Origin of the sequence: Marinobacter sp. (assembly GCF_041690455.1) — a bacterium.
In the GTDB taxonomy this organism is placed as follows: Bacteria; Pseudomonadota; Gammaproteobacteria; order Pseudomonadales; family Oleiphilaceae; genus Marinobacter.
On the sequence record NZ_JAWLHI010000117.1, the window covers coordinates 1 to 6,122 of the forward strand.

The window sequence follows — 6,122 nt, forward strand, 5'->3', positions numbered from 1 at the left end:
CCAGGCTGTTGCTTTCGTTTTCGGGCCGGCGGGGTGCTTTGCCGGTTTTGGGATTTATTTCCCATTATTGATTTGGGAATTTATTCCCAATTTTTTAGGTTGTACAGATTTTGATCATTAAATTTTTGTGACGGAGGGATGGTGAAGGAGGGGTCAGATGAAAGTTTTCATCTGACCCCGGGGGTGGGGTTCGGAGTTTGGGGGTGGTGCGGGCGTGAAGTTGGGGTCAGATGAAGGTTTTCATCTGACCCCGGGATTTGACCTCGGAAATGGGCGCCAAGGTCGGGGTCTGAAGAAAGCCTTCTTCTGACCCCTTTTTCACCATCAAGGCTGTGAACCATTCCGCGTGGCCGGCGTACCCTTTCCAGGTCCAACCAATCGGGAGCAACCATGCTGGGATTTCTGAAGGGTGATCCGAAGAAGAAGCTGAAGAAGGCCTATGAAGATAAGCTCGCCAAGGCGCTCCATGCTCAGCGGAATGGGGACTTGCGCACCCATGGGACGTTGATGGAGGAGGCGGAGAAGATTTACGGGGAGTTGCAGGCTTTGGAGAGAGAGGGGAAGTGAAGGTGGGAGGTTGGCGTTAAGATGGGGTCAGAAGAAGGCATTCTTCAGACCCCTGAGTTGGGAATGGGTGTGGAGTTTGACCTTATGATGGGGTCAGAAGAAGGTTTTCTTCAGACCCCTGAGTTGGGGTCTGATGAACACTTTCATCTGACCCCGTCTTCAAGAAGTCTCACTCCTCCAGCAGATGCCGCAACTGCCGGTTCAGCCGATCCACTTCCCGCCGCATTTCCTGCACCTCGTCCAGCAGGTCCAGCGACATGGCGAGGCCCGGCAGATTGATCTTGAGATCCCGCTGCAGCCGCATGGCCTTGCGCAGGCGGCTCAGGGCGGCGACGTCAAACTGCCACTGCCCGGCCTCGGGGATATCCTCAACAGGTGCAATAACCCCATAGTTCACCAGCTTGATGACGAACTCGGCGCGGCAGTCACCCCGCTCGCATATCTCGCGCAGGGTGAAGGTGCCGCCCTCGGAGTCCACCACTTCCACAGTCAGAATCTGGTCTTGCCTGGTCATTTCCTACCCCCGCTCAGACATGGAGCTTGCTGCGTGGATTGAAGTTCTTTTCGGCCTCGGCCAGCTGCTCATAAAGCTTTTCAGCTTCCGGCGTGTGCTTCTCGGGCATAGCCACCTGCAGGATCACGATCTGATCACCCGGATGCTTGCCAGGCAAGCCCTTGCCCTTGAGCCGCAGTTTGCGGCCGCTGGTGGAGCCCTTGGGCACCTTCACATTCACCTTGGAGCCGACAGTGGGAACGGTCACCGTCGCGCCCAATGCCGCCTCCCAGGGTGCCACCGGCACCGTGATCAGCACGTCGCGCCCTTCCACGGTGAAGTGCGGGTGTGGCGCGAACTCGATCTCGATGAACAGGTCACCCGGCTCGCCACCGCCGACGCCCGGAGAGCCCTGCCCCTTCAGACGGATATGCTGGCCCTCCCGCATGCCGGCGGGGATCTTCACCTTGAGGGTCTTTTGGCGCGGAATCACGCGACCCTGCTCGTCGGCCTCATGCACTGTGAAAGAGACCTGCTTCTCGCAGCCGTGAAACGCTTCCTCCAGGAACAGCGCGAGGCGGGCATGAACGTCCTCCCCACGCATGCGCATGTTTTGTCGGAAACCGCCACCGCTGAAACCACCGCGGCGACCGCCACCGAAGATTTCCTCGAAGAAGTCACTGAACTGGCTGGCATCGGCATCGGTGAAACCACCACCGCCAAAACCGGAGGCACTCTGCCAGCCGGGTGGTGGTTCGAACGAGCCATCGCCCCGGGCACCGTATTTGCGGAGCTGATCGTATTCCGCCCGCTTTTCCGGATCTTTCAGTACTTCATAGGCCTCGCCGACGTCCTTGAACTTTTCGTCGGCTTTCTCTTCCTTGCTGACATCCGGATGGTATTTCCGCGCCAGCTTGCGGTAGGCCTTCTTGATTTCCTCGGGGGTGGCAGACTCGCTCACACCGAGTACGGCGTAATAGTCTTTGAATTCCATCTGCACCTCTTGTTCCACAGAATCTCAGGTTTGCTTGCTACTCATAATAGTCGGTGCAGGAAGCGAAAATACAAGACACGGATCAATTTTCGCCCACTTGAGGGAAGGATTCAGTGGGGCCTTAAAAAAGAAAGGCCCCGGCGGATGCCGGGGCCTGGGTCTTACACCTGCAGATCCGGATCAGTGCAGGGTTTGCTTACGACGGTGCCTGATGACCAGGCCCGCGATGGCGGCCAGAGCAGCCAGCGGCAGGGTCGGGTCAAACGGAGCACCCGGGTTGTAGCTACAACCGAAGATGGTGCCACTACCGCCACCACCGGTTGACGGCTCGACAGGGGGCTCGATTTCAGCCGGGTCATCCACCTGCACGGTAATCAGTGCAGCGTTGGAGACTTTGTCGTTGACCGTTACGGTGTAGGTGAAACGGTCCAGGCCTACGAAGCCGGCTGCCGGGGTGTAAACCACCTTACCGTCTTCGACGACTGCGCTGCCGACGAGAGGCTCGTCGAGGATGGCTACTGTTGGATCTCCAATTGGCAAGGTGTCGTTCGCAAGGACATCGATGCTGATCGGGGTGTCCTTGAAGGTAATGGCCGAGTCGCTCACCGCTACCGGTGCCTCGGGATCCGGGTATGGGTTCACGCGGATGGCTACGGTTGCCTCATTCGAGGTTATTGTGCCATCGGCACCGTCCGAGATTGAAACGGTGTAGGTGAATGAAGCAAGCCCGGTAAATCCAGGTTCCGCAGTAAAGTCTACCGTGTCGTCACTGAGCGTATCTGTGTTATTGCTGTTTATTACTGCAGTACCACCAAGCTCATTGGAGATTGCAATGTTCGTGATCGTAGCTCCAGAATCGAGCAGCAACTGTCCATCCAGCAGATCATTCGCCAGGACATCGATGTTCACTGTCTCCGCGCCCGTCTCATAGGAAGGACTATCCGGATCATTTTCGAACATTGTAACCAAGTCATTCAGAGCCACGGGAACGCCCGTATCGGCCATATAAGTGGCCAGTTCAGGAGCGGTATTGTTTCCGTCCACATCGATCCAGGCTGGGGTGTTGTTGCCCATACTGGTCTCGGAAAGCCCAGCGGTCGCAGTAGATACCCCGGTTACGCGGAGCGTGATGTTTTCGTACTTGGGTACGCCCTCCTCGTCCAGAATACCGTCACTGATGTAGATATAGACATCCATATTCTGGGTCGCAAAATCGTCACCCAGAATGCTGGCATAACGGACAGGAGTACCAAGCTGGGATGGGTCAACTCCAAGGAGTAGCTCCGCCCATTCCGTCAATTGGTCATTACTGACTACTCCAAAAGGATCAAGGCCTGCACCGTCGCCGGTGCGACCATAACGCCAGGCGTCACCATCCCACCAGGCTTCAATAGCATCCGATTCGCCATCAGGATCACCCTCGTCATAACGGGCAATCACAAACGGTGCGAGCGAATCAGACAGAAAATAACCAAAAACTCCTTCAGCTGTGCCGTCATCCAGGGTCGTACCTGCCGCCTGAGCATCCACCATGCTGAAGTGGTTCAGGGTAATAGCCCCTACCGAGCCATCAGCGTTGGCATCGGTACCACTGAAGATAAACGGGGTTTTTTCCGGATCACCGCCGGTATCCTGGGGTGGGAAAAAACCGCCGGCTGCGGCATCAAAGAAGCCCGGATCAAAACGCTCACGCTCGCCGGTATCAAACAGCTTCGGCGAGAAGGTACCATAGCGCTCGGGGTCCCAGACTTCTACGTCCGGAGCGCCAGTCTCACCGTAGAAAAATTCTCTTGGAACCAGATTCCGTAGCTCGAAAGCCACGCCGTCCTCGGCAAAGTTGAACCGCTCGAACTCGGCACCCACACCGTGGCCCAGTTCCACGTTCACACCGACCCACCGTTCGTCGGAGTTATTGATGACCTTCTGGATGACACGATAAATCCGACCAATGCCGAATTCCTGCCTGAAGGCCTCCAGGGCTTCGCCACCATCCTCGGACGGGTCTTTCACGCCCTTGTAGCGGATGTCTTTCATGCCCACATCAAAGACCATGTCTACCGGTACGTCAGCATCACGAATTTCCAGAAAGTAACGCTTGGAGCTGCTGGCGGGATCGCTACAGGTTTTGGGGACAACGGTATCAGGGAAGTCGGCTGATGGTCGTTCGCCCGACGCCATAATGCAGTTGTTGGTGGGGAATTCCAGGTCATCCGTTACAACCTGGATACCGGGAGGACGACCACTGCCATCATCGAGTTCGTAGTAAACGGCAGCGGGACTGTCCAGCCAAAGTGTATCCTCAATGTCAGCTGCATCGGGGTCGCTAGCCAATGCCGTTGCAGCCGCTTGTTTCGCTGCCTCACTTGTATAGATATGCGTTCTCGCTGACGCTCCGGAGTATCCGTCGATACCCGGTTCAACGTTCAGATAGTTGACTTCATTCCAACGGGTCAACTGCGGAACCGAAACATCGGTATACGTTGTCGGCGTCGGCTCCTGCGCAACCGTCGTGCCTGCCACCAGGCCCGCGGCCAGGATACCTGCCGTTATGCCACTTTTCCGGAAAACCGGCCCTTTGCCCGTGCCGCCCGGGCACGACCTCAATCGACTACTCAAGCCCATAATGCACCTCTTTTTCACTTCCCATGTTTGAAAAGAGTAGAGAATCCATGGCTACTGCGAGTCGAACTCAACCAAGACTCCATCTTCTTTTATGCAGGCTAGCGCGGTTGTTCAATCCATAACCTGCTGCAGGTCAAAATACCTTAAGACTTGATCGTTGGCACCAAAAAGAATATGCGATTTGGTTATGGAAAGGAGTGGAAATATGGGGGGGGATTGAGAAGGGCTAAATGCCACTCCCGCGGACGCGGGAGTGGGGCAAATCGGCGCTTACTTGATCTTCGGATCCAGCTCGCCGGCCGCGTAGCGCTCGAACATACGTTCGAGATTGATCGGCTTGATCTTGCTGGCGTTGCCGGCACAACCGAAGGCTTCGTAGCGTGCGATGCACACTTCGGTCATGGCCTTCATGGTTTCCTTCAGGAATTTGCGCGGGTCGAACTCGGCCGGGTTTTCGGCCAGGAAGCGACGGACAGCGCCGGTGCTGGCCAGACGCAGGTCGGTGTCGATGTTGACCTTGCGCACGCCGTGCTTGATGCCTTCGACGATTTCTTCAACCGGGACACCGTAGGTTTCCGGGATTTCACCGCCGTATTCGTTGATGATTTTCAGCCATTCCTGGGGGACGGAGCTGGAGCCGTGCATGACCAGGTGGGTGTCGGGAATCCGGGCGTGGATTTCCTTGATACGGTCGATGGCCAGGATGTCACCGGTCGGCGGACGGGTGAACTTGTAGGCGCCGTGGCTGGTGCCGATGGCGATGGCCAGGGCGTCTACCTGGGTCTTCTTGACGAAGTCCGCAGCTTCTTCCGGGTCGGTCAGCATCTGGCTGTGGTCCAGGGTACCTTCAGCGCCGATACCATCCTCTTCGCCGGCCTGGCCGGTTTCGAGGGAGCCCAGGCAGCCCAGCTCGCCTTCCACGGAGACGCCACAGGCGTGGGCCATTTCAACGGTGCGACGGGTGACGTCGACGTTGTATTCGTAATCGGTCGGGGTTTTGCCGTCTTCACCCAGGGAGCCGTCCATCATGACGGAGCTGAAGCCCAGCTGGATGGAGCGCTGGCACACGGCAGGGCTGGTGCCGTGGTCCTGGTGCATGACGACCGGGATGTGCGGGAATTCCTCGATCGCGGCCAGGATGAGGTGGCGCAGGAAGGGCGCACCGGCGTATTTGCGGGCACCGGCGGAGGCCTGGACGATGACCGGGGAGTCGGTCTTGTCGGCGGCTTCCATGATGGCGCGCATTTGTTCGAGGTTGTTTACGTTAAAGGCTGGCACACCGTAACCATGCTCGGCGGCGTGATCCAGCATTTGCCGCATCGAAATCAGGGCCATGGGTCGTCTCCTTCATTTGGACTTTTGAGTAGTTAAATTCGGTTGTGTTGCAGACTCTGGAGTCTGCGGCGGAGGGTGGGGTAAGTCTTTCGCGGAACCGCTACGAGCACA

Annotated in this window: 5 protein-coding genes; 1 reads left to right on the forward strand and 4 read right to left on the reverse strand. The window is 57.3% G+C overall.

The genetic code is table 11. From position 1 onward, the window contains the following. Positions 1-390 precede the first annotated feature (390 nt). Positions 391-567, forward strand: a complete 177-nt coding sequence (locus tag ACESMW_RS18090; RefSeq protein WP_372988373.1) for a DUF6435 family protein — start codon at positions 391-393, stop codon at positions 565-567. A 169-nt stretch (positions 568-736) separates the two neighbouring features. Here ACESMW_RS18090 and ACESMW_RS18095 read toward each other — a convergent pair whose 3' ends face one another. The 4 genes from ACESMW_RS18095 to fba form a co-directional block, all read right to left on the reverse strand. Then, positions 737-1,081, reverse strand: coding sequence for a chaperone modulator CbpM (locus ACESMW_RS18095; protein ID WP_372988374.1), 345 nt, complete (start codon positions 1,079-1,081; stop codon positions 737-739). Between the two features lie 13 nt (positions 1,082-1,094). After that, positions 1,095-2,054: a DnaJ C-terminal domain-containing protein gene (locus tag ACESMW_RS18100; protein ID WP_372988375.1), complete on the reverse strand. Its 960-nt coding sequence runs from the start codon at positions 2,052-2,054 to the stop codon at positions 1,095-1,097. A gap of 180 nt (positions 2,055-2,234) precedes the next feature. Then, a complete protein-coding gene (locus ACESMW_RS18105) occupies positions 2,235-4,508 on the reverse strand; it encodes a choice-of-anchor F family protein (RefSeq protein ID WP_372988376.1) in 2,274 nt (757 codons plus the stop codon). A 438-nt stretch (positions 4,509-4,946) separates the two neighbouring features. Next, positions 4,947-6,011, reverse strand: a complete 1,065-nt coding sequence (fba, locus tag ACESMW_RS18110) for a class II fructose-bisphosphate aldolase (RefSeq protein ID WP_372988377.1) — start codon at positions 6,009-6,011, stop codon at positions 4,947-4,949. Positions 6,012-6,122 lie beyond the last annotated feature (111 nt).

Bases quoted from the DNA above. Each gene is read 5' to 3' on its own strand.
- ACESMW_RS18090 (WP_372988373.1), top strand. From the start codon at position 391: ATGCTGGGATTTCTGAAGGGTGATCCGAAGAAGAAGCTGAAGAAGGCC.
- ACESMW_RS18095 (WP_372988374.1), bottom strand. From the start codon at position 1,081: ATGACCAGGCAAGACCAGATTCTGACTGTGGAAGTGGTGGACTCCGAG.
- ACESMW_RS18100 (WP_372988375.1), bottom strand. From the start codon at position 2,054: ATGGAATTCAAAGACTATTACGCCGTACTCGGTGTGAGCGAGTCTGCC.
- fba (WP_372988377.1), bottom strand. From the start codon at position 6,011: ATGGCCCTGATTTCGATGCGGCAAATGCTGGATCACGCCGCCGAGCAT.